The following is a 23,962-nucleotide window of genomic DNA, read 5'->3' on the forward strand; positions in this document are numbered from 1 at the left end:
GGGACGTAACGGTTATGAGCAAGTCCCCCGACGCCTTTCGCACAATAAGTGAAGTTGCGGACTGGTTGGGCGTTCAGGCTCATGTCCTGCGATTCTGGGAAAGCCGTTTCAGTCAGGTCAAACCCGTCAAACGGGCGGGCGGGCGCCGGTATTACCGGCCGAACGATATGCGCCTATTGGGTGGTATCAAAAAATTGCTGCACGAGGACGGGATCACCATTAAGGGCGTCCAGCGCATCCTGCGCGAACAAGGCGTGGCCTATGTCTCCTCGCTGTCGCCCAGCCTGGACGAGCCAGCCGCGCCCGAGAGCGCCCCGGCAGACGAAAACGTTGTCGTGCCCTTTTCGGCAAAGCCAGCTGCGCCCAACGATCAGATCGATCTGGATCTGGGTGACCCGGCGGCCGAAGCAATTGAACCCGCAGCACAGGCCCCTCAGGTAGATACGCCCCAACCTGCCCCGCAGAAACCGCAGGCACAGCCACCTCAGCCCGAGCCCGAGTATCTGGATGAAGCCCCACTGATGGGCGGCATCGCCACACAAGCATGGGAGCGGACAGAGTTTGACGATGATCTTCTGCGTCGGATCGCGCCCATCGCCAAGGACCTGCGCGCTGTAATCAACCGAATTGAGAACCGGTCGGCAGGATAAGAAAAAAGGCGATGATTTCCTCTTGCCCCCGCCGGGAAAGTCTTTATGAACACCTCAACGTCGGGCTATGGCGCAGCCTGGTAGCGCGTCCGTCTGGGGGACGGAAGGTCGCAGGTTCGAGTCCTGCTAGCCCGACCAAATCACACCGACGTTTATGGCAGACAGGCCAGATCCCGCTCTGGCATCAGGGGGGATCGGAATGACAGGTGTATGCCCAAACCAGCAGATCGAGGCAATGATTGGCCGTGGCGAAATTACTGCGAACCCCGAGGTTATCCCGGCACAAGTCCAGCCTGCCAGCCTAGATTTACGTTTGGGTACAGTCGCTTACAGGGTCCGAGCCTCGTTCCTGGCGGGCGAAGGACGCTCGGTTGCGGATCGTCTGGCCGAGTTTGAGATGCACCGCATCGACATCACCGACGGGGCAGTTCTTGAAAAAGGCTGCGTCTATCTGGTGCCGCTGATGGAGTCGCTGGCCCTACCCGCTGACACCAGCGCGGTGGCCAACGCCAAAAGCTCGACCGGGCGGCTGGATCTGCTGACCCGCACAATCACCGATGGAGGAACCGAGTTCGACCGGGTGCCTGCGGGCTATGCCGGGCCGCTATATGCCGAGATTTGCCCTCGCTCCTTCTCGGTCCTGGTGAGACCGGGCATGCGGCTGAACCAGATCCGCTTTCGTCAGGGTCAGGCCGTGCTTAGCGACCCAGAATTGACCGCATTGCACAACGCGTCCCCTCTGGTCGACGGACCTGCAGTCATTCAGGACGGGCTGGGTTTCTCGGTCGACCTGCAATTGCCCGACACCGATCTGGTCGGCTATCGCGCCAAACCGCATACCGGTGTGATCGATCTGGACAGAATTGGCGAATACGACCCGCAGGAATACTGGGAAGAGGTGCGCACCACCGATGGCCGCATCATCTTGGACCCCGGTGCATTCTACATTCTCGTTAGTCGCGAGGCGGTTCATATCCCGCCAATGTATGCCGCAGAAATGGCCCCCTACCTTGCAATGGTGGGCGAGTTCCGGGTTCACTATGCTGGTTTCTTCGACCCCGGCTTCGGTCACGCCGAAGCGGGCGGCGCGGGATCACGCGGCGTGTTGGAAGTACGCTGCCACGAGGCGCCCTTTGTTTTGGAACACGGGCAGGTTGTTGGGCGGCTGGTCTACGAGAAGATGGCCGAAATGCCGACGCAGCTTTATGGCGCGGGAATTGCGTCAAACTATCAGGGACAAGGCTTGAAACTTTCCAAACACTTTAAGGCTGTGTGACACCGCTTGTTCCGGTGCAGCTGTGGATCACTGGCTGCGCCGGACCTAACTATTATGCTTGACGGTTGCTGTCGTCATTTGCACCCGAGTCATGAGGCACAGCCGATCTCTGTTTGGGCTTGCCCATCCGGCCCGCCACATCAAAACCCTTGTCGATGCCTTTGTTGACAACCCGTCGCATGATCTGACGGATGATCATGTCGATGATGCGATTCATATTCATTGCTCAACTCCTCAACTTGGCCACAACATAGTTGATTCCAATGGCAACAAAAGGGCCAAGTTATCACTCTTCCTCGAACAGTTCGGTCTGGTCCTCGTCTTCACCATCAATTTCTTCGCGCCCCTCTCCCAACGGGATCGTACCTGGCGGCGGACGGTTCTCAAGCAACCCAGCGGCACGCAGCTCCTTGAGGCCCGGCAGGTCGCGCGCGTTCTCCAGCCCGAAATGGTCCAGAAATTGCGGCGTCACCACAAATGTCACCGGCCGACCCGGCGTCATCCGACGGCGACCCAGACGGATCCACTCCATTTCCAACAGTTGGTCGATTGTTCCGCGCGAGACCGAGACACCCCGGATCTCTTCGATCTCAGCCCGCGTGCAGGGCTGGTGATAGGCGACAATGGCCAGCGTTTCGATGGCCGCACGGCTCAGCTTGCGGGTTTCAACCGTTTCCTTTTGCATCAGAAAACCCAGATCGGGGGCGGTGCGAATGGCCCAGGCTTCGCCCACGCGGACGACGCGCACGCCGCGGCCCTCATATCGTTTCTGAAGAATTTCAATCGCTTGCGCCGCATCGCTGCCATGGGGCATCCGCGCCTCAAGATCGGCGATCGTTACCGGCTCGGAACTCGCGAACAGCACGGCCTCGACCATGCGCTCCTGCTCCGCCAGTGGGGGCGCTTCGAACAGAGTGCCGGTGCCTTCGTCTTGCGGTTCGTCAGTCACGTGTGTCAGTCCTCTTGCGCAAATGGATCGGGGCAAAGGTCTCGCTTTGCTTCATCTCCATATGTCCTTCTTTCACCAGTTCCAGCGAGGCCGCAAAGGTCGCAGCCGTGGCCGAGCGGCGGCGCACCGGGTCAGCATCCCAACCGTCAGGCAGATAGGTTTCCATATCCGTCCACGCGCCCGCGAACCCGATCAGCGGGCGCATCCGCTCCAGCGCTTGTTCCATTGTGAACACGGCGTCGCGGTCCATGACGAAGGGGCGGAACTCATCCCGAGTTCGGATACGGGCGTATCCCTGCATCAGGTCAAGCAGCGTGGCAGAGTACGTCACGGTCCGGATACGGGTGATATCCTCACCCTGCCCGCGTTTGAAGAAATCGCGGCCAAGCTGGTCGCGGGCCATCAAACGGGCGGCAGAATCCCGCATGGCCTGCAGGCGTTCCAACTGGAACGCCAGGTGCGCGGCCAGTTCCTCACCTGACGGGCCTTCGTCATCCGGATCGAGCGGCAGCAAAAGGCGGGATTTCAGAAAGGCCAGCCACGCCGCCATCACCAGATAGTCGGCAGCCAGTTCAATCCGCAGTGCGCGGGCTTTTTCCACAAAGGCAAGATATTGCTGTGCCAGCGCCAGAACCGAGATCTTCCGCAGATCAACCTTTTGGGTTCGTGACAAGGTCAGCAATACATCGAGCGGGCCTTCAAACCCATCGACGTCAACAATCAGCGCTTCGGCCGCAAGACGATCCGCGACCGAGACCGGGTCTTCGCTGAATAGATTATCGTTCATATACCTGCCCGCCCATTAGGGCAGATAGTTCAGCCTCAGTCGCTTGGATGTCAAGTTCCACAGGCTTTTGCCGCATCGACAGCGCCTTTTCCGCGCGCTTTTGCGCCTGCGCGGTCATTTCTCCGGCAGCTTCCAACACCTTGGCGCGGGCGTCGAACGTTCCATTGCAGTGCAGAACCACGTCGCATCCTGCGGCCAGTGCCTGGCCGGCAATCTCTTCGGGCGCGCCACTCAGCGCTTTCATTGAGATATCATCGGTCATGATAAGCCCATCAAATCCGATCTTGTCGCGGATCAAGCCAATCATCGTCGGTGAAATCGTAGCCGGTTGCGGATCAATTCGGTCATAGACCAGATGCGCGGTCATCCCCATCGGCAGGTCATTCAGCGCCCGAAACGGTTCGAAATCTGCCCGCTCCAACTGATCGTGTGTCAGGTCCACATGCGGCAGGTCGTGGTGGCTGTCCAGTGTCGCCAATCCATGACCCGGCATATGCTTGACCACCGGCAAAACGCCTCCGTCCAGATGCCCTTTCGAGACCGCGCGGCCAAGGGCAGAAACTCTTTTGGGGTCAGAGCCATAACAGCGGTTCTTCAAGAACGCATGCGTATCGTCGCGTGCCAAGTCAACCATCGGGGCGCAGTTGCTGTCGATGCCAAGTTCGAACAGTTCCTTTGCGATTAGCCGATACCGCAGATACATGGCGCGTTCTGCCTGATCCCCGGCACGCCCAGCGTGATCCAAGGGCGGCATCCATTCACGCGCCAACGGAGCGCGCAGCCGCTGTACACGGCCCCCTTCCTGATCGATGGTGATGGGGCAATTACGCCCGACAGCTTCGCGAAAATCGTCGCACAGGGCGCGCACCTGATCGGCGGTATCAACGTTTCGCGCGAACAGAATGAACCCAAATGGGTTCATTTGACGGAACAGGTTCTTTTCCTCAGATGTCAGGCGCAGGCCTTCAGCATCAGAGATCGCAGCGCCAAATGTCACCGAACAGCAACCGGGATACAGTCAGCTCCTTGCGCGACCAGAGCGGCACAGAACTGACGCGAGTCGCTCAGGTCCTCAAACCCAAGAACACGCAAGCGATAGAACGTCCGGCCACCACTTGATGTTTTCTGGATAACGCGTTGTTTTCCATCCATATATTCACCAAATCGACCATTCAGACGGTCCCATTCCGCGTGGGCCACATCCGAGCTTTCATATGCGCCCAACTGGGCCATGCGTGTCCCCTTGGACAGTGTATTCGGATCTACATCCAGCCCGACCGCGGCTTTGACAGCGGCGTTGATGGCGGCCTCGGTATTGCTATTTGCTGAAATCCCGCTGGCTGTCCTGCGCGCAGGCCGTGTGGTCGGACGCAGCGAACGACGAACACCCGGCAATGCCGCCAGTTCCGGGTCTGGCAATTGCGCGGCCAGATCGGCGGGATCGATGGCGGGCTCTTCCTCGGGCAATGCCAAAGACGCGAGCTGAACGCCCTGCTCGGCAGGATCATCGGCTTTCGCCTCACCACCGGCCAATTCGGCAACCAAAGCGTCAACCGAACTCTGGCGTAGCTGTGCGGCCTCTTGATCCGAGATCTCTTCTTCGACGACATGCACGGCTTGGGTCGGCTTTAGTGGCTCAACCGGCGTGTCTTCGTCTGTCAGGGAAACCGGGCGCGGCGCGAGGATCAGGCGATCTGCCGGCGGGGCCGCTGTTCCAACAGCGGCCACTGCATTCACGGCCAGACCCTGGTGATCGGCCGGGGTGCCGCCAGGATTTTCCGGCTGAATTCGCATCGGTCCTTCGATGGCACGAACAACGGGCACACCGCTGACGTCGCGCATCACCAGCTTATAGCCCCAAACACCGATCCCGGCGACCAGTGCCAGCGACGCAACAGCGCCCATGACGTTGACGATGCGGCCTAACCCAGCCCCTCGCGGTGCCTGTTCATAGCCATAGGAGTCGTCGGAATATTCATACCCATCCTCAGGATGTGGCTGATTCGTGTAATGCATCTCCTCAGGGCGCATTTGCCCCGAGTAATCGTAACTTGCCATGTCCGCCTCACCGCCCGATTGCGCCTTAAAAAGTGGCGCGCGGGTCATTTCTTGTCTGCCTCAGACCGGCGGTTCGGGCGGTGTTAGTTACCGCATCTCCTGCGCCGGGGTGACGCCAAGAATACCCAAGCCCGCTGAAATCACAACAGAAACGGCCCGGGCCAATGCGATTTTTGACTGGCTTGTGGCAACATCGCCATCCTGAATGAACCGCAGCTGGGTTTCATCGTTGCCCTTGTTCCACAGCGCGTGGAAGTCGCCCGCCAGTTCATACAGGTAAAAGGCAACCCGATGCGGCTCGTTGGTGCGCGCGGCAATTTCGATCAAACGCGGCCATTCGGCCAGCTTTTTAGCGACCGTCAGTTCCGAGGCATGGTCGATCTTGCCCAGGTCAGCCCCCTTGAGGGTCGCGACGTCCGTAGCGATATCCGCCTCGGCGGCACGGCGTAGCACGCTCATGACACGGGCATGGGCGTATTGCACGTAGAACACAGGATTCTCGCGGCTTTGCTCCAACACCTTGTCGAAATCGAAATCCAACGGTGCATCGTTCTTGCGCGTCAACATGACGAAGCGGGTCACATCCGGCCCCACCTGATCAACCACATCGCGCAGGGTGACAAAGTTCCCTGCCCGCTTGGACATCTTGAACGGCTCGCCATTCTTCCACAGCTTCACCAGCTGAGTCAGCTTGATATCCAGCGGCACCTTGCCATCGGACAGCGCTGATACAGCTGCTTTCATCCGTTTGACATAACCACCGTGATCCGCGCCGAACACGTCGATCAACGCGTCAAAGCCACGGGTCACCTTGTCATAGTGATACGCGATATCCGGGGCAAAATAGGTCCAGCTGCCGTCCGATTTCTTGACCGGCCGGTCGACGTCATCACCATGCTCGGTCGATTTGAACAGGGTTTGCTCGCGCGGCTCCCAATCCTCGGGCTTTTTGCCTTTCGGCGGCTCCAGAACGCCTTCGTAGATGAGGCCCTTATCGGTCAGGGATTGAAGCGCAGCTTCGATCCGGCCTGTGCCGTAGAGCGATTTCTCCGAGAAGAACACATCCATCTCGACACCCAGCGCCTTCAGGTCGGCCCGGATCAGATCCATCATCGCGTCGGTCGAGAACTCGCGCAGTTCTTCCAGCCACTCAGCCTCAGGCTTGTCGATCAGGCTGTCACCATATTTCTCTTTCAGCGCCTCACCGATCGGGATCAGGTAGTCGCCGGGATAGAGACCTTCGGCAATCTCAGGGCTCAAGCCATTGGCCTCGCGATACCGTTCGTACGCGGACCGCGCCAACACATCCACCTGCGCACCGCCATCGTTGATGTAATATTCACGGGTCACGTCATGGCCCGAATACGCCAGAAGGCTTGCCAGAGCGTCGCCGAACACAGCGCCCCGTGTATGGCCCACATGCAGCGGGCCGGTGGGGTTCGCGGACACGTATTCCACGTTGACCTTTTGGCCATGCCCCATGGTCGAGCGGCCATAATCGGTTCCCTTTTCCAGAACCGCCGCCAGTACGCCCTGCCAGATCGATGGTGCAAGACGCAGGTTCAGAAACCCGGGACCGGCCACTTCGGCGCTTGTGATCCGCGCGTCCTCGGCCAGTTTTCCGGCCAGCACATCGGCAATGTCGCGCGGCTTCATCTTGGCCGGTTTCGCCAGCACCATTGCCGCATTTGTCGCCATATCGCCATGCGCGGCATCGCGCGGCGGTTCAACCGCCACGTTGTCAAAGCTCAGCCCTTCGGGCAGAGCGCCTTCGGACTGCATCTGTGCCAGCGCGTCCAGCACGAGGCCGCGGATCTCGGAAAACAGGTTCATTTCGGATGTCCTTTTGCTTGCCCGGCGGTTTACCACGCAAACCGGCAAGGTCAATGGAAGCGAGCAGTTTCCGCTTGGATTAGCGGTAGACATAACTAATCTCGGTGAAAATTCCAGCCGGAGAAAAACCCATGCGCTTTGCCCTACCCCTCGCCTTTGTTCTGACATCTGCCGTGCCGGTTTGGGCCGACATGCCCTCGGCCCAAGGCCATGTGCTTCTGACCCTTGGCGGAGCTGTCACGGAAACCAACCTTCCAGCCCGCGGTGAGAATGACGGAGGATTGCTGGGATTCCTTGAGGTTCAGCACGACGGGGCGGCCGGATTTGACGCATCCATGCTGGACGGTCTGGAACAGGTTGAGATTACAATCCCATACGGCCCTGAAGACAATCAACGCGACATCGCTTTTTCTGGACCACGTCTGTCGGACGTGATGACCTTGGCCGGGGCTGAAGGGAAAACCGCCAAGCCAATGGCCATGGACGGCTATCAATCCGAAATTCCGTGGGACAGCATCACCGCCCACCAACCCATTGTCGCGACCCACGCTGACGGCTCTCCGATGGGAATTGGCGGCTATGGCCCCACAATGATTGTCTTTCCCCCGACCGATGACGCCGATCTGGCGGCCGAACAGTCGGGCCAGCAGGTCTGGGCGCTTGCCTATATCGGGATCGAGTGATCAGGCACCGGCCAGTCTGGCATGATCCTGCAGAGCAAATCGGTCCGTCATACCCGCAATATAATCCGAGACAATCCGTGCCAGCGCCGTTTCATCGCTGGCCGCCTCAATATCGTCATGCCACCGTGCAGGCATTTGTTTCGGATCGTTAAGGTAGATCGGAAACAGGTCTTCGACGACCTTGCTGACCTCGGCACGCACATCCATAACGCTGGGCGCGCGGTACATCTGCTTGAAAAGAAAAGCGCGAATTTCCCTGAGTTGCGCCCACAAACCACCCGAGAACTGGATGACCGGATACCCCAGGTTGCGAATTTCTTCGACAGTCTGCGCGCCAGAGTTAGCGATCAGCCCACGCGAAGTGACGATGACATCGGAAACCATGACACCAAAAACACGCCGTAACGCCTCATGCCTGCGGCGATATGAATCCAAACCCGGATATTTCCAATCCACCTCGGCATAGCAGTCACCGACAATCGGCAATTGCCCGATTTCATCATCCGTGAACAGACCCGCCCGCAGACCGTCCAACAGGTCATGGTTATTATAGGCTATATCATCCGAAAGGGCGGCAACCTGTGCTTCGGCACTGGCATGAGTGTACAACTCCAGATCAAAACCCGCGTTACACTCGGCCAGCGCCCACGGCAAATCACCGGTGACCGGCCCGTTGTGCTTGGCAATCCCCTCTAGGCACTCCCATGTCAGGTTGCATCCGTCAAACTCGGCATAGTGACGTTCCAGCTTGGTCACAATCCGTATGGCCTGAGCGTTGTGATCGAACCCGCCATAGGGCTCCATGAGCGCATGCAGCGCATCCTCACCCGTATGACCGAAAGGCGTGTGTCCTAGGTCATGCGCTAGGGCAACCGCCTCGGTCAGTTCACCGTTCAGACCCAATGCCCCCGCAATTGTCCGTGCGACTTGAGCCACTTCGATGGAATGGGTCAGACGCGTGCGATAACTGTCGCCTTCGTGCTCAACAAACACCTGTGTCTTGTGCTTAAGCCGCCGAAACGCGCTGGCATGAATGATCCGATCCCTGTCGCGTTGAAAGCATGACCGGAAACTGCTTTCCTCCTCTGGCACAAGCCGCCCTCTAGCGCGGCCTGGGTTCGAGGCAAAACCCGCTATGTTCAAAGGTCTTGTCCTTGTCGCCTGTCCTTGCACTTTCTATATTGTAAGGCGTAAAGGAAATAAACCTTTGGAGTATGGCATGAATCTGCCCCCCACAGTTACAGAACGCGCGTTTGAGCGTCTGGCCGAGATCGGCGCAGCGGATCAGGGTCAGGCCCTGCGCGTTGCAGTGGAAGGCGGCGGATGTTCCGGTTTTCAATACGAAATCGCGCTGGATGAACCCAAAGAGGATGACCTTGTGCTGGAAGGCAAAGGTCAAAAAGTGATTGTCGACTCGGTATCTCTACCGTTTCTGGAAAACGCGGTCATAGATTTCACGCAGGAACTGATCGGCGCTCGGTTTGTGATCGAGAACCCAAATGCCACCTCTTCTTGTGGATGCGGCACATCCTTTTCGATGTGATTACTGGCGGGGGCTTTGCCCCCACACCCCCAAGGTATTTTTAGCCAGATGAAGCAAGGATCCGCTCTCTGACACTCGCATCAGAGAGCTTCACCTGGCGCGGTCATCGGCGCCTCCGCCTGTACCGCAAAACTGTTTTCGAGAAGATTGGTTAAGAAACCGTTTCTTCATCTGGCTAAAAATACCTCGGAGCGCGAGGCAGAGCCTCGCAAAATCTCCTCCGCCTTGCCGCTGGCTTCATTCTGCGCGATAGGTTGCCAACAGGTAACGGAGGATCGCGCATGAAAATCGCCACGTTCAATATCAACGGCATCAAAGCGCGGGCCGAGGCCCTACCCCGCTGGCTTGATGACGCCCAGCCAGACGTTGTGCTGCTGCAAGAAATCAAATCGATTGACGAAAATTTTCCCAGTGAGCTGTTTGAAGAGCGCGGTTACAACGTTGAAACGCACGGACAAAAGAGCTTTAACGGCGTGGCGATTCTATCCAAGCTGCCGTTGGAGGATGTGACCCGCGGACTTCCCGGTGATGACGAGGACGAACAGGCGCGCTGGATCGAGGCGACCGTTATCGGAAAAAAAGCCCTGCGTATCTGCGGTTTGTACTTGCCCAATGGCAACCCGGTTCCGGGTCCGAAATACGAATACAAGCTGTCCTGGATGGAACGGCTCTATGATCGCGCACGTGAATTGTTGGCAAGCGAAGAACCCGCGCTGATGGCTGGGGATTACAACATCATCCCGCAGGCAGAAGACGCCAAACGCCCCGATGCGTGGCGGGAGGATGCTCTGTTCCGCCCGGAAAGCCGCGCGGCGTTCCGCAAAATCCTGAACCTCGGGTTCACCGAAGCGTTCCGCGCTGTCACACAAAGCCCCGAGCACTATTCGTTCTGGGACTATCAAGCCGGTGCTTGGAACCGGAACGACGGGATTCGTATCGACCATTTTCTGCTGACACCACAGGCCGCAGATCTGATGCGCGATTGCCGGATCGATGCCGAAATACGCGGACACGAAAAGCCCTCGGACCATGTCCCTGTTTGGGTGGATCTGGACTTGTAAAATTCAGGCCGTCGCGTCGTAGCTGTAAACCCACTCGTACTTCCGGGAAAATCGTGGTCCGACCGCCATCAGTGCGGCCTGTGCGGCCAACCGCATTGGGCCACGCAGATGGAAATTGCGGGCATTCGCCCCAGCCGCCGCAACAACACGCTGCGCCCTGCGGTGACGGTGGGTTTCATATGCGGACAGCGCCTGCGATATCCCGGATTGATCTTCAAAAGATCGGGCCAATACCCAGGCATCTTCCAGCGCAAGACACGCACCCTGCGCCATAAATGGGAGCGTCGGGTGAGCCGCATCCCCTAGCAATGCAACGCGGCCGTTCTGCCAGCGCTCTGCAACCGGACGCAGGAACAACGCCCAAATATGGGGTTCCTGCGCCTGTTTCAGTATCTCTCCGACGGCGCCCCCAAAATCAGAGAATCGCGCCCGCAAGTCCTCGGGGTCGCCGCGCAGGCGCCAGCCCTCATCCTGCCAGTCAGAACGTTCCTCTATGGCAACGACATTCATCAGCGTGTGATCACGAAGCGGATAGGTTACCACGTGCCGCCCCGGCCCCATGGTCAGAACAGCGCGCGGTTTTTGATCGCGCCGTGCCCACGGAATCGTAGCCCGCCACGCCACCTGATGCGTGAATTCCGCCGTCTCGGGGCCGTTCAGATCAGCGCGGATGTCGCTTCGTCCGCCATCGGCGGCAATGACGCAATCAACCGCTGTTTTGGTGCCATCATCCAGAACAATCTCGGCTTCGGAAGGGTGTTTGCAAACCTGCGCAACGCGCGCGCCCAATTGAAACTCGACACCTTCCCGATACGCCGCCTTGTGCAGTAATCCCAGCAAATCGGCACGATGGTAATAGTAGGTCGGTCCAGCGGCAGGCGCAGGTATCTCGCTGATTGATCGCCCTGCCCTATAGTCGCGCAGCACCGTTCCGTAAGACCGCAGGCCCGCCTCGGGCGTTTCGCCCACAACGTTCAGGGCACGCAGCACGACCATTCCATTTTCGCTGATCTGCAGGCCCGCGCCAACTTCGGTCAATTCGGCAGCTTGTTCAAAAACCACGACCTGAGCCCCGCGTTGCCGCAACGCCAGAGCTGCGGAAATTCCGCCAATACCACCGCCGATGATGCCAAATTTCAGACCGTTGATATTCATGTCACTGGCTTAAAGCAAAAACGCCGGAGCGAAAGACCCCGGCGTTTGAGAATTGTGCATTTTCACAGCGATCAATCGTCGCGGTGGACCTTTTCGCGACGCTCGTGGCGCTCTTGCGCTTCCAGCGTCATGGTCGCGATTGGACGCGCATCCAGACGTTTCAGCGAAATCGGATCGCCCGTCATCTCGCAATACCCGTACTCCCCCTCGTCGATCCGGCGCAGGGCCGAGTCGATCTTGGCTACCAGCTTGCGCTGGCGATCACGGGTCCGCAGTTCCAGCGCACGATCAGTTTCCTCGCTTGCGCGATCTGCGACGTCCGGAATGTTGCGGGTGTTGTCCTGCAGCCCTTCGATCGTGTCGCGGCTGCCTGCCAAAAGTTCAGTCTTCCACTCCAGCAGTTTACGACGAAAATACTCTAACTGCTTGTCGTTCATAAATGGTTCGTCTTCGGCTGGACGATAATCCTCCGGCAGAAATACTTCCTGCTTCATTTTTGCTCCCTCGGTGTGGCCTGCAACGCCGGTCACCTTTGCTTCACCTGACATGCGGCAATCCCCTTCTGCGGTGCGTTTATCCGACAGCGGGGGGAATGTCACTATGGAAACGTAGCCCGATTGCGTGCCGTTTCTGCTCCTCTAAATATGAGACTTAAAACAACAATTCCTTGTTTTTCTGTGAAAATTAACAGGCATTTTTGGGGCGCCCCATTAATTGTCGCACCCCGTGTTCGCGCCCGAATCAACCAAAGGCATTGGAGTCGCACATCAATTTCGCCCCGCGCGACGCAGCGACCTGTCTTGTCAAATTTTCTGCCCCGCTATAACCCCAAGGACACACGCCGCGCGCTATTGAATGAGGGGCCCATGACCGCACGTTTCCAAGGTACAGCCGAGTACGTTGCCACCGACGACCTGACCATTGCGGTGAATGCCGCCGTTACGCTGGAACGCCCCTTGCTGGTCAAGGGGGAACCCGGAACCGGCAAGACCGAGTTGGCCAAACAGGTTGCTGGCGCGCTGGGGCTGAAGATGATCGAGTGGAACGTGAAATCCACCACCCGCGCGCAGCAGGGCTTGTATGAATATGACGCGGTCAGCCGCCTTCGCGACAGCCAGTTGGGCGACGAGCGTGTGCATGATGTGTCGAACTATATCCGCAAGGGCAAGCTATGGCAGGCTTTTGATGCCGACGAGAAGGTCGTGTTGCTGATTGACGAGATCGACAAAGCCGACATCGAGTTTCCAAACGATCTGCTGCAGGAACTCGATAAGATGGAGTTCCACGTCTATGAGACCGGCGACACCATCAAAGCCAAGAACCGCCCTATCGTGATCATCACGTCGAACAACGAAAAGGAACTGCCTGACGCGTTCTTGCGGCGCTGTTTCTTCCACTATATCCGCTTCCCGGATGAGGCGACCATGCGCCGGATCGTCGAAGTTCACCACCCAGGCATCAAGGATGCATTGCTGACCACGGCCCTGACCCAGTTCTACGAAATCCGGGAAACGCAGGGTTTGAAGAAAAAACCCTCGACCTCGGAAGTGCTGGATTGGCTCAAACTGTTGCTGGCCGAGGACCTGACCGCCGAAGACCTCAAGCGCGACGGAGCCAATGCACTGCCCAAGTTGCACGGTGCGCTGCTGAAGAACGAACAGGACGTTCATCTTTTTGAACGCCTCGCCTTCATGGCCCGCAGCAAACGCTGAGAATGTTGAACACTCGGTGATCCCCGCTTGCCTTGCGGGGGTCCGGGTGCCAGCATTGGCGGCGAAGCCGTCCGGCGTTGTCGGGCATTCCAACCCGACGACATAGGAGCCATCGCTTGCCCGACACCCTCAAGATCCGAGCGTTGCAACCCGATGACCGCGCCGACTGGGCCGAGATGTGGCGCGACTATCTGGCGTTTTATGAAACGACCGTGCCCGCGCAGACCTATGCTAGCACCTTCGCGCGGTTATTGGGGGATGATCCAAATGACTTTTCCTGTTTTGTGGCCGAAGCCGATGGCCAACTGCTCGGCCTGACTCACTACCTGTTTCACCGCCATGCATGGAAAGAGGAAAGCGTCTGCTACCTGCAGGACCTGTACGCCCGGCCCGAAAGCCGGGGAACCGGCGTAGGCCGCGCCTTGATCCAGGCGGTTTATGACGAGGCCGACCGACAAGGCGCGCCGTCGGTCTATTGGTTGACGCAAGAGTTCAATCACACAGCCCGCAAACTCTATGACCGTATCGGTAAACAAACGCCATTTATCCGGTATAACCGTCCATGATCAGGTTTGCCGCGATCCTGTTTGGCCTCACCATGGCGGGTTGCACTCCGGTCGCGACGCCCGAGCCGCAGACGCGCGTCAAAGCGATCGAGGCAAACCTGCCACCCGCCAAGGCGTTCAAAACGACCCGCACCGCACCGCCCTCACGGTCCAACAAGAACATCGCTGACGACTTTCTATTGCTGCACTTCGCGCTCGAAGGCGGTGCCACCTTGCCTGTGTTCACTCGGTTCGAGACCCCCGTCACCGTTCGGCTTACGGGATCGCCTACGCCGTCAATGCAACGTGATCTGACCCGCTTGTTGACACGTCTGCAGCGCGAGGCCGGGATCGACATTCGGCAGGTTACGGATGGTCAGGCCAATATCACCATCGAGGCCGTCAGCCAGGAGCAGATCCAGCGCATCCTACCGCAAGCCGCCTGTTTCGTGGTGCCCAACGCCTCGAGCTTTGAGGAATACCGCAAAGACCGCCGCAAACGGAAAAGCAGCTGGACCGCGCTGCGCAGCCGCGAACGGCTGGGCATTTTCATTCCCTATGACGTGAGCCCGCAGGAAAAGCGTGACTGCCTGCATGAGGAACTGGCACAGGCACTCGGGCCACTGAATGACCTGTACCACCTGCCGGATTCGGTGTTCAACGACGACAACATCCACACCATCTTGACGGGTTTTGACATGCTGATCCTGCGGACGGCGTACTCGCCCCAACTGCGCAGCGGCATGACGCGCGAGCAGGTTCAGGCTGCTTTGCCCGGTATTCTCAGCCGGTTGAACCCACGTGGGGATACTATCCCCGCGAAACCTGTTTCCAACACGCCGCGCGCCTGGATCAATGCCGTACAAAAATCGCTCGGTCCTGGTCCGGGAACCCGCAACCGGGTTCGAGCGGCGGAACGAGCCGTTCAGATCGGAAAGGAACAGGGCTGGACCGACCACCGCCGCGCCTATCCCCACTACATCCTTGGGCGTATGGCGCAATTCGACAACCCGCAGGAAGCCCTTCGCCACTACAAAATTGCTGAACAATTTCTGCGCTCTACGCCGGGAACTGAAATCCATCAGGCCTATATAACAACGCAAACAGCAGCCTTCGCACTGGCACAGGGCCAGGGGCCCGCAATTCTGCCCGAATTGGACAAGGCAATTGCTGTCATGTCACGGGCTGAAAATGCCTCTCAATTGGCCACTTTGCTTTTGTTGAAATCAGAAGCGCTGAATCAGGCCGGGCGACCAAATCAGGCACGTACCGTCAGGCTGGACAGTCTGGCATGGGCGCGATACGGCTTTGGCTCGGAAGTCGTGGTCCGGTCGCTGATGCAGGAAGTTGCCGAAGCTCCGTCCACCAACAACAGAGGCGGATAACGCATGGTCGTGGTTTTGGGAATGGCGCTGTTGGGGGCGATCCTTGGCGGACTGAAAGCTCGGAAACGCAATGGCAGCGGCGCGGATATTGCCCAATATGCGGCTGGCTACGGCATCGCCTTTGCGCTGGTCGGTCTCATCTTGTCCCTGATCCTTGTCCGCATGGTGGGGTAACGAATGTTTCTGCCCTTTTTCGAAAATCTCCGCAAAGCAGGCATTCCCGTATCACTGCGCGAATACCTGACCTTTCTGGAGGGCATGAAAAAAGGGCTGGCGACCTATGATGTAGAGGCGTTCTATTACCTTGCCCGCGTGTCGATGGTGAAGGACGAGCGCAACATCGACAAATTCGACCAGGCCTTTGCCGCCAGTTTCAAAGGTCTGGAAGAGATCAGCTTTGATCAGGTGCTCGAAGCCGTCGATATTCCGGCCGAATGGCTGGCCAAGATGGCCGAGAAACACCTGTCAGACGAAGAAAAGGCCGAGATCGAGGCCTTGGGCGGCTTTGACAAGCTGATGGAGACATTGCGCGAACGTCTCAAGGATCAGGAAGGCCGCCATCAGGGCGGCAACAAGTGGATCGGCACCGCCGGGACATCTCCGTTCGGGGCCTATGGCTATAACCCCGAAGGCGTTCGGATCGGCCAGAAGGAAAGCCGCCATCAGCGCGCCGTCAAGGTCTGGGACAAGCGTGAGTTCAAGAACCTGGACGACACAGTTGAATTGGGTACGCGCAATATCAAAGTGGCACTGAAACGCCTGCGCCGCTGGGCACGTGAGGGTGCAGCCGAGGAATTGGATCTGGATGGCACCATCCGCGCCACGGCCGAACATGGCTATCTGGACGTTAAAACCCGGCCAGAGCGTCACAACGCGGTCAAAGTGCTGCTGTTTCTGGATGTGGGCGGTTCCATGGACCCGCATATCAAGGTGGTTGAAGAGCTGTTTTCTGCTGCAAGAACCGAATTCAAGCATCTGGAATATTACTACTTTCACAACTGCCTTTACGAAGGCGTCTGGCGCGACAATCACCGCCGCTGGGACCAGCAGACCCCGACCCACGAGGTACTGCGCACCTATGGCCCGGACTACAAATGCATCTTCGTCGGCGACGCCTCGATGAGCCCCTACGAGATCGCCTATCCCGGCGGTGCGAACGAGCACTGGAACCAGGAGGCCGGTCAGGTCTGGTTGCAGCGCGCGCGGGATCAGTGGTCATCCAATCTGTGGATCAACCCGGTGCCGGAAAAGTACTGGGAATACACTCATTCCATCGGCATGATCCGAGAGATTTTCGAGGATCGCATGGTGCCGATGACGCTGGCCGGGCTGGAACAGGGCATGCGGGAATTGACCCGGTAGCAGGGTCGTCCGATTAAATCTGCAGAACCGGCGCCCACGCAATTCGGAATGAAACTGCCAGGAAAAACAACACGCTACCTGTCAGAACGAAGACGTGCCAGATCGTGTTGTGGAACGGCACCCACTCCAGAAGATAGAAAGCTATGCCTGCGGTATAGACGATACCTCCGGTGATCATCAGCACGACGACAGGCTGCGACAGGTCAGCTAGCAGAGCTTGGCCTGCCCACACAGCCGCCCATCCCATCAACACGTAGAGCGCAAGGCCAATCCAACGGAAGCGGTGCGGGTCGATCATCTTCAGGACCGACCCAAGCGTTGCAGAGGACCAAAGCCCGATCATGAGACCGGGCATCTGGGTGCCAGACAGCAAGATGAATGGCGTGTACGTGCCTGCAATTTTGATATAAATTCCCGAATGATCAAGGCGGCGCAACAAGTCTCCCCATCGCTCAGACTGCACCATGTTGTAGAGGGCGGAAAACGACAACATGAGGATGAGCGTGAAGCCGTATACCGAGGCACCGAGAACTGCAGCCGGCTCGGTCCGATATAAGGCCGTCAGGGCGATCAGCGTAGGAACGGCCAAAACAGCCGCAGCGACGCCTAGTATATGAACCACACCATCACTGACCCGTTCAGCCCGGCTGTAGGCCGGGCGGATATCGGCAAAAGACCACATAGTTTCAAAGCTATGGCTTATAGGGCCCTGCGACAAGTCTGGCAGCTACCCTTGTTTCACCTGTTCACCTCAGTTTGATTGCCCTTGACGGGGTGACTTTGGCGACCCGTGAAAACTCAGGCACTTAGGAAATTAGTTCCTTTTTCAAAGCAGTTTTGATGATACTGGCGCGGTTGCCTAATCGCCCATCCGGACCCATATTTGAGACATGCTACGTCTGACGCCAATCCTGCTGGCCATTGCTTATGCCATTGTGATGTACCGGATTTCTGTCTGGCGCACCCATAAAGACCTGGATGCAAAATCAACCGAGCTGGCCGACCCTGCCCTGAAACGCATGACTGACCGGCTGGCCGCGGCTTTGGAGATCGACCGGGTGCCGGTCTACATCTACGAGATCGACCCGGTAAACGGTCTGGCGGCACCGGACGGCCGGATTTTCATTACACGTGGATTCTATCGCAAATTCCGTAGTGGCGAGGTTTCGGCCGAAGAAATGGCCAGCGTCATCGCGCATGAACTGGGTCACGTGGCGCTGGGTCATGCGCGGCGTCGAATGATCGACTTTTCGGGCCAGAATGCACTGCGGGCCGCGTTGATGATGCTTCTGAACCGCTTTATCCCGTTCATCGGCGCATGGATTGCCAATATGCTGACACACCTGCTGGCATCGCGTTTGTCGCGTGGCGATGAGTATGAGGCTGATGAATATGCGGCTGCCTTGCTGACCAAGGCCGGAATCGGGATCGGGCCGCAGAAATCCCTGTTTCACAAGCTGGAAGACCTGACGCAACAGCGCGCTGGCGTTGTGCCCGCCTGGCTGATGAGCCATCCAAAAACAGATGAGCGGATCGCAGCGTTAGAAGTGCTTGAGCGGCGTTGGGGCGCAGGAGGATAGGATTGCGCAGCGAGGGGCCAGCCCCTCGCGCTCCCCGAGATATTTTTGGCCAGATGAAGCTGGATCCCGGTTACGTGGAGAGCGCTTTGCCCAAGCGTGGGAGGCGCGCTTTTTTCATCAGGGCGCGCAAGGTCCATTGGTCACCAGACAAGCGGTTGGCCTCGGCAAGGACGCGAGTGGCGATATCAGTTATACCATCGGGGTCGGATTGCCAGATCCCGTGTAAGAGACTGTCGGGGTCGCGGCGCTCCAGCCCCTCTTCGAACAGGATGTTGCGGGGAAAGTCCTTGGCATTGACCGTAACGATCACATCCGCCGAGGACGCCACGGCAGTCGCCAGAACATGGATATCCGCGCTGTCGGGCAGCCAGAGGCGCTGTTCGACATTTGTTGCTGCGGGAAATGCGGCTTTCGGCCAATTGACTTGCGCCAACGCGATTTCAGCGCGGGCCTGAGCCTCGCCTGCCGGACCCAGTTTACGGGCCGCGCGCGCCCATTCCTCGAGGATGCGCGGCGACCAAACAGGTGTGAAATGACCCAGTTTGGCCGCGCCCAACAACATCTCTCGCATCACCGTGGGGTAGATGACGCAGGTATCCAGAACCGCCTTCACAGCCGGTAGAACACAGCTTTGAGATAGCCGCTTTCGGCCAGTTGCGGCAGTTGTGGATGGTCGGGACCGGCGAAGCCCGTATGAATCAGTTGTGCCTGTCGCCCTGCCCGGCCGATCCCGCGCGACGAGGCGTCGCGGAACCGCCCCAGATCCGCCGCATGCGAACACGAGCACAGGCCCAGATAGCCGCCCGGTTTGACCAGCGCCGCCGCTAGGCGGGCCACACGTTCATAGGCGCGCAGACCTGCGTCCAGCGCTTGTTTCGAAGGTGCAAAGGCTGGCGGGTCGCAGATGACGACGTCGAACTGTGCGCCTTCTTCGCCGAGTTGGGTCAGGACCTCGAACGCGTCGCCTTGGCGTGAATGGAACTTGTCTGCAAAACCAGAGGCCTCAGCCCCTTTCACCGCAAGGTCCAGCGCGGCAGCAGATCCATCCACGGACAGCGCTTGCCCTGCGCCGCCGGCCAACATGGCCAGTCCGAAACCACCCACATGGCTAAAGACGTCCAATACCCGCGCGCCGGGCTGCACCAGTCGCGCTGCGAAGGCATGGTTGGGGCGTTGGTCATAGAAAAGGCCGGTTTTCTGGCCGCCGGTCAGATCGGCCATATAGGTCGCGCCATTCATCGGCACTGGTAGTGGCGCATCGGGCGTTGTACCGCGCAATGTCACGCTCACGTCGTCCAAGCCTTCCAGCCCTCGGGTTCGGCCTGAGGCGTTTTTGAGCACGGTTTTCACGCCGGTGACCGTAACCAGAGCCTCGGTCAAGGTTTCCAGATGCACCTCGGCCCACGCGGCATTGGGCTGAATCACACAGGCATCACCGAAACGGTCGATAATGACGCCGGGAAAGCCGTCCGCTTCGGCGTGGATCAGGCGGTAGTATGGCGCGTCGAACAAACGCTCGCGCATCTCAAGCGCACGGCGAAGGCGGGTTTCGAACCAAGCCGCATCAAGTTGCGCGTCCAAATCCCGGTCCAGAACGCGGCACATGATTTTGGAGTCGGGGTTCACCGCAACCAGTGCGATTGGCGCGCGCTTTTCATCCTCGAGCACCGCTAGTGCTCCTGCCGGAATCTTGCGCGTGCGGCGGTCCGTCACGATGTCATTTGCGTAGACCCACGGAAAGCCATGGCGCAGGCCGCGCGCATTGGCTTTGGGCTTCAGACGGATACGGGGGCGGTCGGCAGATTGGGTCATGACGCCCTCATAGTCGCGAACGCCCCGAGGGAAAAGCCCTAGCGGTCGCGCGAGCGCCAACCACCCCGGCGTTTGGGGGTCTTGGCGGTTTGCAGCCCTTCGGCCAGCACTTGGGTCATCGGATGACCGGCCTCTTGCTGAGAATAGGCGGCGTGCAGGTCAACCAATGCCTGCGCCTGATCCCGTTCGGGCGGCAAGCTCAGCGCCCAATCCAGGAAAATACTGCGGCACTCGGGCAGAGTGATCCCCTCGATCCGGTAAGCTTCGCGGATCAACCCCTTGTGATCGTTCGGATCTTTACTCTGCGCCATCGCCATTTCCTCTAATCACTCCGCCGATGATCTCAGCGGCGGTGCTGTAGCTGTCTTGCAGCGCGCCTTGCAGCTGTTCAACCTGTTCAAACCCGGTCGCCCGGCACAGGAAGGCAGAGCCGCCTTCTCCGACCTTGTCAGCTTCGATAACCTTTCCGGACAACAAACGCGCTGCGCATTGTACGGACCAGCATAGGTCGTAGCTGTCCTTTAGCGTTTGCGCCCGAGCGACGTCCAACAGCCCGGCAGCGACGGCCCCATCCAATCCGGAATGGACATCACGCTGCGCCACGCCTGATAACAGCGCCCCGGTTTCGGCCATCAGCTCGATATCCATCATTCGGCCGGGCCCGTTCTTGGCGTCCCATATTCCGGCCGGTGATTTGGCTGCGGCCAGGCGGGCGCGCATCTCGGCCACTTCGCGCAGGACCTTCTGCTGGTCGCGCGGTTGCGACAGCAGGTTTGTGCGGAACGATTCAATATCCTCGGACAGACCTTCGTCTCCGGCGATCACCTTGGCTCGCGTCAGGGCGAGGTGTTCCCAGACCCAGGCTTCGTTCTGCTGATAGTTGGTAAAGCTGGCCCAGCTTGTCGCCACCGGACCCTGATTTCCAGATGGGCGCAGGCGCATATCGACCTCATACAAACGCCCCTGCGACATCGGCGCGGTCAGTGCCGTGATCAGTGCCTGCGTGAAACGCGCGTAGTAGGTGCGGGTGGCCAAGGGGCGCGGCCCCTCGGACATATCCTGATCCAGAGGGTCATAAATCACGATCATATCCAGGTCGGATTGCGAGTTGATCCGCCCTGCCCCGAGCGAGCCCATGCCCAGAACGGTTGCACCACGTCCCGGAGCAGGTCCATGTTTGCTGGCGAACTGCGCGGACACGCGCGGCAGGATGGCGGCGATCACAGCACTGGCAAGCTCAGCATATTGTCGCCCGGCTTCTTTGCCGTCGATCAGGCCTCGCAGGTGGTGAACACCGACGCGGAAATGCCATTCCTTGCACCAGCGTCGGGCCAAATCCAGCTGGCTTTCGTAGTCCGTTTCCTGCGTAAGCGCCTGATCCAAATCGGCCTGCAGCGTGGCCAGACCCGGCCAGTCGCTAAAGAAACTGCCCCCGATCACCGCATCAAACACCGAAGCGTTGCGCGACAGATGCGCCGCCAGCGCATGGGATGTCCCGACGATATCAATCAGCAGATCGATCAGTTGGGGGTTGGCCTCGAACAGGGAAAACAACTGAACACCAGCGGGTAAGCCGGACAGAAAACCATCCAGCGCCCGCAGAGCTTCGTCCGGTTGTGCCGTTTTTGCCAGTCGCGACAGCAGCTCGGGCTTGAGGCGTTCGAATATTCGCGCGCCACGTTGTGATCGCAAAGCGGGGTATGTCGTCCAGCGGGCCAGAACGTTCTGGTCGAATTCCACCTCGCCCACCGGTGCGCGGGTAGATGAGCCGGGGGCAAAAAAGCCCTCGGTCAGTTCGTGCACTTCGGTCAGGCGGCGGGTCAGATCCTTGGTCAGCTCTGCGGCGTCGATCCCCATCAGGCAGGCCACGCGTTCTATCCCGTCCGGCGATTGCGGCACCTTGTGGGTCTGGGCGTCATGAACCATCTGGATACGATGCTCGACCTCGCGATGGGCACGGTAGTGATCGGTCAGCTTGTCGGCTACGTCCTGCGGAACCCAGCCTTTTTCGGCCAGCGCCGCCAAGCCGGGTACGGTTCCACGAACGCGCAGGTCCGGGTCGCGGCCACCGGCAATCAATTGGCGTGTCTGGGTAAAGAACTCAATCTCACGAATGCCGCCCTGCCCCAGCTTCATATCGTGACCCGGTATGGTTAGAGCACCACCGGTCCCCTTGTTCTCACGTATCCGCAGACGCATGTCGTGGGCGTCCTGAATGGCCGCGAAGTCGAGATGCCGCCGCCAGACAAAGGGGCGAAGCGTTTCCAGAAACCGCGTTCCAGCAGCGAGGTCACCAGCGCACGGACGCGCCTTGATATAGGCCGCGCGCTCCCACGTGCGGCCCAGGCTTTCATAGTATCGCTCGGCTGCCTCGGCCGCCATGCAGACAGGCGTGACTGCCGGGTCCGGGCGCAAACGTAGATCGGTGCGGAATACATACCCATCCGCAGTCTTGTCGCTGAGAGTGGCGCAGAAATTGCGTGTCGCCCGCACCATGCCCTGCCGCGCTTCGTAGAAGTCATCGGGGTCAAACCGCGTCTCATCGAAGAGGACGATCAGGTCGATATCCGAGCTGTAATTCAGCTCATGCGCGCCCATCTTGCCCATCGCCAGGATGATCATCCCGGCTGCGGTCTCGACATCGTCCGGCCCCATCCCTGGCAGTTTGCCGCGACGGATCAGGTTGGCGATCTCGGCCTTGGCCGCCACATCCGCCGCCAATGCGCCAAAATCGGTTAGCGCTGCAGTCACTTTCTCTAACGGCCACGCGCCTGCCAGATCCGCCAGAGCAGTCAGTAATGCCATCCGGCGTTTGGCCAGCCGTAGTCCCGGCTTCAACTGATCCGGCGGCAGTTCTCGTGCAGCCCGCAGCACTTCGGCCAGCGCGTCATTAGGCTGCTGCAGCGCCGCGGCCAGCCAATCCTTTTCGTGGTCAATCAAGCTTTTAAGATAGGGGCTGGAACCAGCCGCCCCCGCAATCAACTCACCTTGTTCGGGTGTAATGCCACCAACAGCATCGCGGGCTTCGTCGCCCAGTGATGGATCGAACGCACGCGGCAACCGCTGAATGGAAAGCGGCTCGCTCATTGAGCCTCCAGCGGCGTATCCTGGCTGAAACTGTTGACCCAGACGTCATGCCGCCGTTCCCAAAGGGACGAGATCAACATCGCCTCCCAATTTTCAGCACCGGGTCGTTGATAGTCCGCCCGATACGACAGCAAAACGACATCCGAGGCCAGAACCCGTAGCCGCGTATCGCTCAACTCGTATCGTGCCATCGTCGGAGCATCGGCAAACTGCCCCACATGATCGTCCCGATTTGCGAAGCCGGTCGGATATACCCCAAGGAAATCTGCGCTCAGCAAAGCGCGGTCAGCGGCCGCATTGCCTTCCATCAAGGCAGTCCAGACCTGCTTTTCCAGGTTCAAAATCTCATCCAGCGTCGGAGGTGTCGTATTTTCAACATGTTGCATAGGCGGAAAGTGCGCCCGTTCCGCAGCAAGGTCAACCGCCGCAAATTACAAAATGTAAATCATTTTCACATTGACCCCTTGCAACCCCGGCTTCAGTT

At 59.0% G+C, this 23,962-nt stretch carries 26 protein-coding genes and 1 tRNA gene; 12 read left to right on the forward strand and 15 right to left on the reverse strand.

Going from position 1 to position 23,962, the window contains the following annotated elements:
• Nucleotides 1-14: 14 nt before the first annotated feature.
• The 3 genes from GOW16_RS09970 (at nt 15) to GOW16_RS09980 (ending at nt 1,926) form a co-directional block, all read left to right on the forward strand.
• The gene (locus tag GOW16_RS09970; protein WP_170414053.1) at nt 15-650 is read left to right on the forward strand and encodes a MerR family transcriptional regulator; all 636 of its coding nucleotides are present in this window, start codon (nt 15-17) and stop codon (nt 648-650) included.
• Between the two features lie 61 nt (nt 651-711).
• Nucleotides 712-788: transfer RNA gene (locus tag GOW16_RS09975), tRNA-Pro, on the forward strand.
• A 61-nt stretch (nt 789-849) separates the two neighbouring features.
• Nucleotides 850-1,926: a 2'-deoxycytidine 5'-triphosphate deaminase gene (locus GOW16_RS09980; RefSeq protein WP_170414056.1), complete on the forward strand. Its 1,077-nt coding sequence runs from the start codon at nt 850-852 to the stop codon at nt 1,924-1,926.
• A gap of 52 nt (nt 1,927-1,978) precedes the next feature.
• Here the strand turns inward: GOW16_RS09980 and GOW16_RS09985 are convergent, their stop codons facing one another.
• The 6 genes from GOW16_RS09985 to argS all read right to left on the reverse strand — a co-directional run bounded on the left by GOW16_RS09985 (nt 1,979) and on the right by argS (nt 7,553).
• Entirely contained in the window at nt 1,979-2,149 is a 171-nt protein-coding gene (locus GOW16_RS09985) for a hypothetical protein (protein ID WP_159089934.1), read from the reverse strand.
• Nucleotides 2,150-2,212: 63 nt separating this feature from the next.
• Nucleotides 2,213-2,875 (reverse strand): SMC-Scp complex subunit ScpB, encoded by a 663-nt coding sequence (gene scpB, locus GOW16_RS09990; RefSeq protein ID WP_170414059.1) that lies wholly within the window; start codon nt 2,873-2,875, stop codon nt 2,213-2,215.
• The gene (locus GOW16_RS09995; protein ID WP_170414063.1) at nt 2,868-3,662 is read right to left on the reverse strand and encodes a segregation and condensation protein A; all 795 of its coding nucleotides are present in this window, start codon (nt 3,660-3,662) and stop codon (nt 2,868-2,870) included. Before GOW16_RS09995 ends, scpB begins: the two co-directional genes overlap by 8 nt.
• Nucleotides 3,652-4,659: a beta-N-acetylhexosaminidase gene (gene nagZ / locus GOW16_RS10000; protein WP_170414066.1), complete on the reverse strand. Its 1,008-nt coding sequence runs from the start codon at nt 4,657-4,659 to the stop codon at nt 3,652-3,654. The genes GOW16_RS09995 and nagZ overlap by 11 nt, the downstream gene beginning before the upstream one ends.
• On the reverse strand, nt 4,656-5,768 hold the full coding sequence (locus GOW16_RS10005) for an SPOR domain-containing protein (protein ID WP_254429730.1): 1,113 nt from the start codon (nt 5,766-5,768) through the stop codon (nt 4,656-4,658). The genes nagZ and GOW16_RS10005 overlap by 4 nt, the downstream gene beginning before the upstream one ends.
• A 39-nt stretch (nt 5,769-5,807) precedes the next feature.
• Nucleotides 5,808-7,553 carry an arginine--tRNA ligase gene (gene argS, locus GOW16_RS10010; protein WP_170414069.1) on the reverse strand — a complete coding sequence of 582 codons (1,746 nt, stop codon included), beginning with the start codon at nt 7,551-7,553 and terminating at the stop codon, nt 5,808-5,810.
• Nucleotides 7,554-7,684: 131 nt separating this feature from the next.
• Between argS and GOW16_RS10015 the strand changes: the two genes are divergently transcribed.
• Nucleotides 7,685-8,236 carry a hypothetical protein gene (locus GOW16_RS10015; protein WP_170414072.1) on the forward strand — a complete coding sequence of 184 codons (552 nt, stop codon included), beginning with the start codon at nt 7,685-7,687 and terminating at the stop codon, nt 8,234-8,236.
• On the opposite strand, the gene GOW16_RS10020 is transcribed toward GOW16_RS10015, so the two are convergent.
• Nucleotides 8,237-9,379: a deoxyguanosinetriphosphate triphosphohydrolase gene (locus tag GOW16_RS10020; protein WP_170414075.1), complete on the reverse strand. Its 1,143-nt coding sequence runs from the start codon at nt 9,377-9,379 to the stop codon at nt 8,237-8,239. It abuts the gene before it with no gap.
• Nucleotides 9,380-9,455: 76 nt separating this feature from the next.
• Between GOW16_RS10020 and GOW16_RS10025 the strand changes: the two genes are divergently transcribed.
• Nucleotides 9,456-9,779: a HesB/IscA family protein gene (locus tag GOW16_RS10025; protein ID WP_170414078.1), complete on the forward strand. Its 324-nt coding sequence runs from the start codon at nt 9,456-9,458 to the stop codon at nt 9,777-9,779.
• Nucleotides 9,780-10,060: 281 nt separating this feature from the next.
• Nucleotides 10,061-10,840, forward strand: a complete 780-nt coding sequence (gene xth / locus GOW16_RS10030; RefSeq protein WP_170414082.1) for an exodeoxyribonuclease III — start codon at nt 10,061-10,063, stop codon at nt 10,838-10,840.
• Between the two features lie 3 nt (nt 10,841-10,843).
• Here the strand turns inward: xth and GOW16_RS10035 are convergent, their stop codons facing one another.
• Together GOW16_RS10035 and dksA are read right to left on the reverse strand one after the other, a co-directional pair.
• A complete protein-coding gene (locus GOW16_RS10035; protein ID WP_170414085.1) occupies nt 10,844-11,995 on the reverse strand; it encodes an FAD-dependent monooxygenase in 1,152 nt (383 codons plus the stop codon).
• Between the two features lie 71 nt (nt 11,996-12,066).
• Nucleotides 12,067-12,489 (reverse strand): RNA polymerase-binding protein DksA, encoded by a 423-nt coding sequence (gene dksA / locus GOW16_RS10040; RefSeq protein WP_170414657.1) that lies wholly within the window; start codon nt 12,487-12,489, stop codon nt 12,067-12,069.
• 372 nt (nt 12,490-12,861) lie between these two features.
• On the opposite strand from dksA, the gene GOW16_RS10045 reads away from it, so the two are divergent.
• From GOW16_RS10045 to GOW16_RS10065, 5 genes are all read left to right on the forward strand, one after another.
• On the forward strand, nt 12,862-13,707 hold the full coding sequence (locus GOW16_RS10045) for an AAA family ATPase (protein ID WP_170414088.1): 846 nt from the start codon (nt 12,862-12,864) through the stop codon (nt 13,705-13,707).
• 116 nt (nt 13,708-13,823) lie between these two features.
• A complete protein-coding gene (locus tag GOW16_RS10050; RefSeq protein WP_368039883.1) occupies nt 13,824-14,273 on the forward strand; it encodes an N-acetyltransferase family protein in 450 nt (149 codons plus the stop codon).
• Nucleotides 14,270-15,637 carry a DUF2927 domain-containing protein gene (locus tag GOW16_RS10055; RefSeq protein WP_170414091.1) on the forward strand — a complete coding sequence of 456 codons (1,368 nt, stop codon included), beginning with the start codon at nt 14,270-14,272 and terminating at the stop codon, nt 15,635-15,637. Before GOW16_RS10050 ends, GOW16_RS10055 begins: the two co-directional genes overlap by 4 nt.
• Nucleotides 15,638-15,640: 3 nt before the next feature.
• Nucleotides 15,641-15,811 (forward strand): hypothetical protein, encoded by a 171-nt coding sequence (locus tag GOW16_RS10060; RefSeq protein WP_170414094.1) that lies wholly within the window; start codon nt 15,641-15,643, stop codon nt 15,809-15,811.
• 3 nt (nt 15,812-15,814) lie between these two features.
• Entirely contained in the window at nt 15,815-16,999 is a 1,185-nt protein-coding gene (locus GOW16_RS10065) for a vWA domain-containing protein (protein ID WP_170414097.1), read from the forward strand.
• Nucleotides 17,000-17,012: 13 nt separating this feature from the next.
• Here the strand turns inward: GOW16_RS10065 and trhA are convergent, their stop codons facing one another.
• Nucleotides 17,013-17,681, reverse strand: coding sequence for a PAQR family membrane homeostasis protein TrhA (trhA, locus tag GOW16_RS10070; protein ID WP_170414100.1), 669 nt, complete (start codon nt 17,679-17,681; stop codon nt 17,013-17,015).
• 208 nt (nt 17,682-17,889) lie between these two features.
• On the opposite strand from trhA, the gene GOW16_RS10075 reads away from it, so the two are divergent.
• Nucleotides 17,890-18,579 carry a M48 family metallopeptidase gene (locus GOW16_RS10075; protein ID WP_170414103.1) on the forward strand — a complete coding sequence of 230 codons (690 nt, stop codon included), beginning with the start codon at nt 17,890-17,892 and terminating at the stop codon, nt 18,577-18,579.
• Between the two features lie 70 nt (nt 18,580-18,649).
• Here the strand turns inward: GOW16_RS10075 and GOW16_RS10080 are convergent, their stop codons facing one another.
• From GOW16_RS10080 to GOW16_RS10100, 5 genes are read right to left on the reverse strand one after another with little or no spacing between them, the layout of a single operon-like run.
• Entirely contained in the window at nt 18,650-19,192 is a 543-nt protein-coding gene (locus GOW16_RS10080) for an RSP_2648 family PIN domain-containing protein (protein ID WP_170414106.1), read from the reverse strand.
• Nucleotides 19,189-20,391: an RSP_2647 family RNA methyltransferase gene (locus tag GOW16_RS10085; protein ID WP_170414109.1), complete on the reverse strand. Its 1,203-nt coding sequence runs from the start codon at nt 20,389-20,391 to the stop codon at nt 19,189-19,191. The genes GOW16_RS10080 and GOW16_RS10085 overlap by 4 nt, the downstream gene beginning before the upstream one ends.
• A 38-nt stretch (nt 20,392-20,429) precedes the next feature.
• Complete coding sequence (locus GOW16_RS10090; RefSeq protein WP_170414112.1) at nt 20,430-20,702, reverse strand: hypothetical protein; 273 nt, start codon at nt 20,700-20,702, stop codon at nt 20,430-20,432.
• On the reverse strand, nt 20,689-23,478 hold the full coding sequence (locus tag GOW16_RS10095) for a glutamine-synthetase adenylyltransferase (protein WP_170414115.1): 2,790 nt from the start codon (nt 23,476-23,478) through the stop codon (nt 20,689-20,691). The genes GOW16_RS10090 and GOW16_RS10095 overlap by 14 nt, the downstream gene beginning before the upstream one ends.
• A complete protein-coding gene (locus GOW16_RS10100) occupies nt 23,475-23,864 on the reverse strand; it encodes a nuclear transport factor 2 family protein (protein ID WP_170414118.1) in 390 nt (129 codons plus the stop codon). Before GOW16_RS10100 ends, GOW16_RS10095 begins: the two co-directional genes overlap by 4 nt.
• Between the last annotated feature and the right edge of the window lie 98 nt (nt 23,865-23,962).

Origin of the sequence: Ruegeria atlantica, from assembly GCF_013033965.1 — a bacterium.
Classification (GTDB): Bacteria; Pseudomonadota; Alphaproteobacteria; order Rhodobacterales; family Rhodobacteraceae; genus Ruegeria; species Ruegeria atlantica_D.

What these genes read in the sequence shown, in the direction of transcription:
- xth (WP_170414082.1), top strand. Translation starts at nt 10,061, where the DNA reads ATGAAAATCGCCACGTTCAATATCAACGGCATCAAAGCGCGGGCCGAG.
- GOW16_RS10075 (WP_170414103.1), top strand. Translation starts at nt 17,890, where the DNA reads ATGCTACGTCTGACGCCAATCCTGCTGGCCATTGCTTATGCCATTGTG.
- trhA (WP_170414100.1), bottom strand. Translation starts at nt 17,681, where the DNA reads ATGTGGTCTTTTGCCGATATCCGCCCGGCCTACAGCCGGGCTGAACGG.
- GOW16_RS10025 (WP_170414078.1), top strand. Translation starts at nt 9,456, where the DNA reads ATGAATCTGCCCCCCACAGTTACAGAACGCGCGTTTGAGCGTCTGGCC.
- GOW16_RS10015 (WP_170414072.1), top strand. Translation starts at nt 7,685, where the DNA reads ATGCGCTTTGCCCTACCCCTCGCCTTTGTTCTGACATCTGCCGTGCCG.
- argS (WP_170414069.1), bottom strand. Translation starts at nt 7,553, where the DNA reads ATGAACCTGTTTTCCGAGATCCGCGGCCTCGTGCTGGACGCGCTGGCA.
- GOW16_RS09970 (WP_170414053.1), top strand. Translation starts at nt 15, where the DNA reads ATGAGCAAGTCCCCCGACGCCTTTCGCACAATAAGTGAAGTTGCGGAC.
- GOW16_RS09995 (WP_170414063.1), bottom strand. Translation starts at nt 3,662, where the DNA reads ATGAACGATAATCTATTCAGCGAAGACCCGGTCTCGGTCGCGGATCGT.
- dksA (WP_170414657.1), bottom strand. Translation starts at nt 12,489, where the DNA reads ATGAAGCAGGAAGTATTTCTGCCGGAGGATTATCGTCCAGCCGAAGAC.
- GOW16_RS10005 (WP_254429730.1), bottom strand. Translation starts at nt 5,768, where the DNA reads ATGACCCGCGCGCCACTTTTTAAGGCGCAATCGGGCGGTGAGGCGGAC.
- GOW16_RS10085 (WP_170414109.1), bottom strand. Translation starts at nt 20,391, where the DNA reads ATGACCCAATCTGCCGACCGCCCCCGTATCCGTCTGAAGCCCAAAGCC.
- GOW16_RS10045 (WP_170414088.1), top strand. Translation starts at nt 12,862, where the DNA reads ATGACCGCACGTTTCCAAGGTACAGCCGAGTACGTTGCCACCGACGAC.
- GOW16_RS10065 (WP_170414097.1), top strand. Translation starts at nt 15,815, where the DNA reads ATGTTTCTGCCCTTTTTCGAAAATCTCCGCAAAGCAGGCATTCCCGTA.
- GOW16_RS10055 (WP_170414091.1), top strand. Translation starts at nt 14,270, where the DNA reads ATGATCAGGTTTGCCGCGATCCTGTTTGGCCTCACCATGGCGGGTTGC.
- GOW16_RS10095 (WP_170414115.1), bottom strand. Translation starts at nt 23,478, where the DNA reads ATGAGCGAGCCGCTTTCCATTCAGCGGTTGCCGCGTGCGTTCGATCCA.
- GOW16_RS09980 (WP_170414056.1), top strand. Translation starts at nt 850, where the DNA reads ATGACAGGTGTATGCCCAAACCAGCAGATCGAGGCAATGATTGGCCGT.
- GOW16_RS10060 (WP_170414094.1), top strand. Translation starts at nt 15,641, where the DNA reads ATGGTCGTGGTTTTGGGAATGGCGCTGTTGGGGGCGATCCTTGGCGGA.
- GOW16_RS09985 (WP_159089934.1), bottom strand. Translation starts at nt 2,149, where the DNA reads ATGAATATGAATCGCATCATCGACATGATCATCCGTCAGATCATGCGA.
- GOW16_RS10090 (WP_170414112.1), bottom strand. Translation starts at nt 20,702, where the DNA reads ATGGCGCAGAGTAAAGATCCGAACGATCACAAGGGGTTGATCCGCGAA.
- GOW16_RS10100 (WP_170414118.1), bottom strand. Translation starts at nt 23,864, where the DNA reads ATGCAACATGTTGAAAATACGACACCTCCGACGCTGGATGAGATTTTG.
- GOW16_RS10035 (WP_170414085.1), bottom strand. Translation starts at nt 11,995, where the DNA reads ATGAATATCAACGGTCTGAAATTTGGCATCATCGGCGGTGGTATTGGC.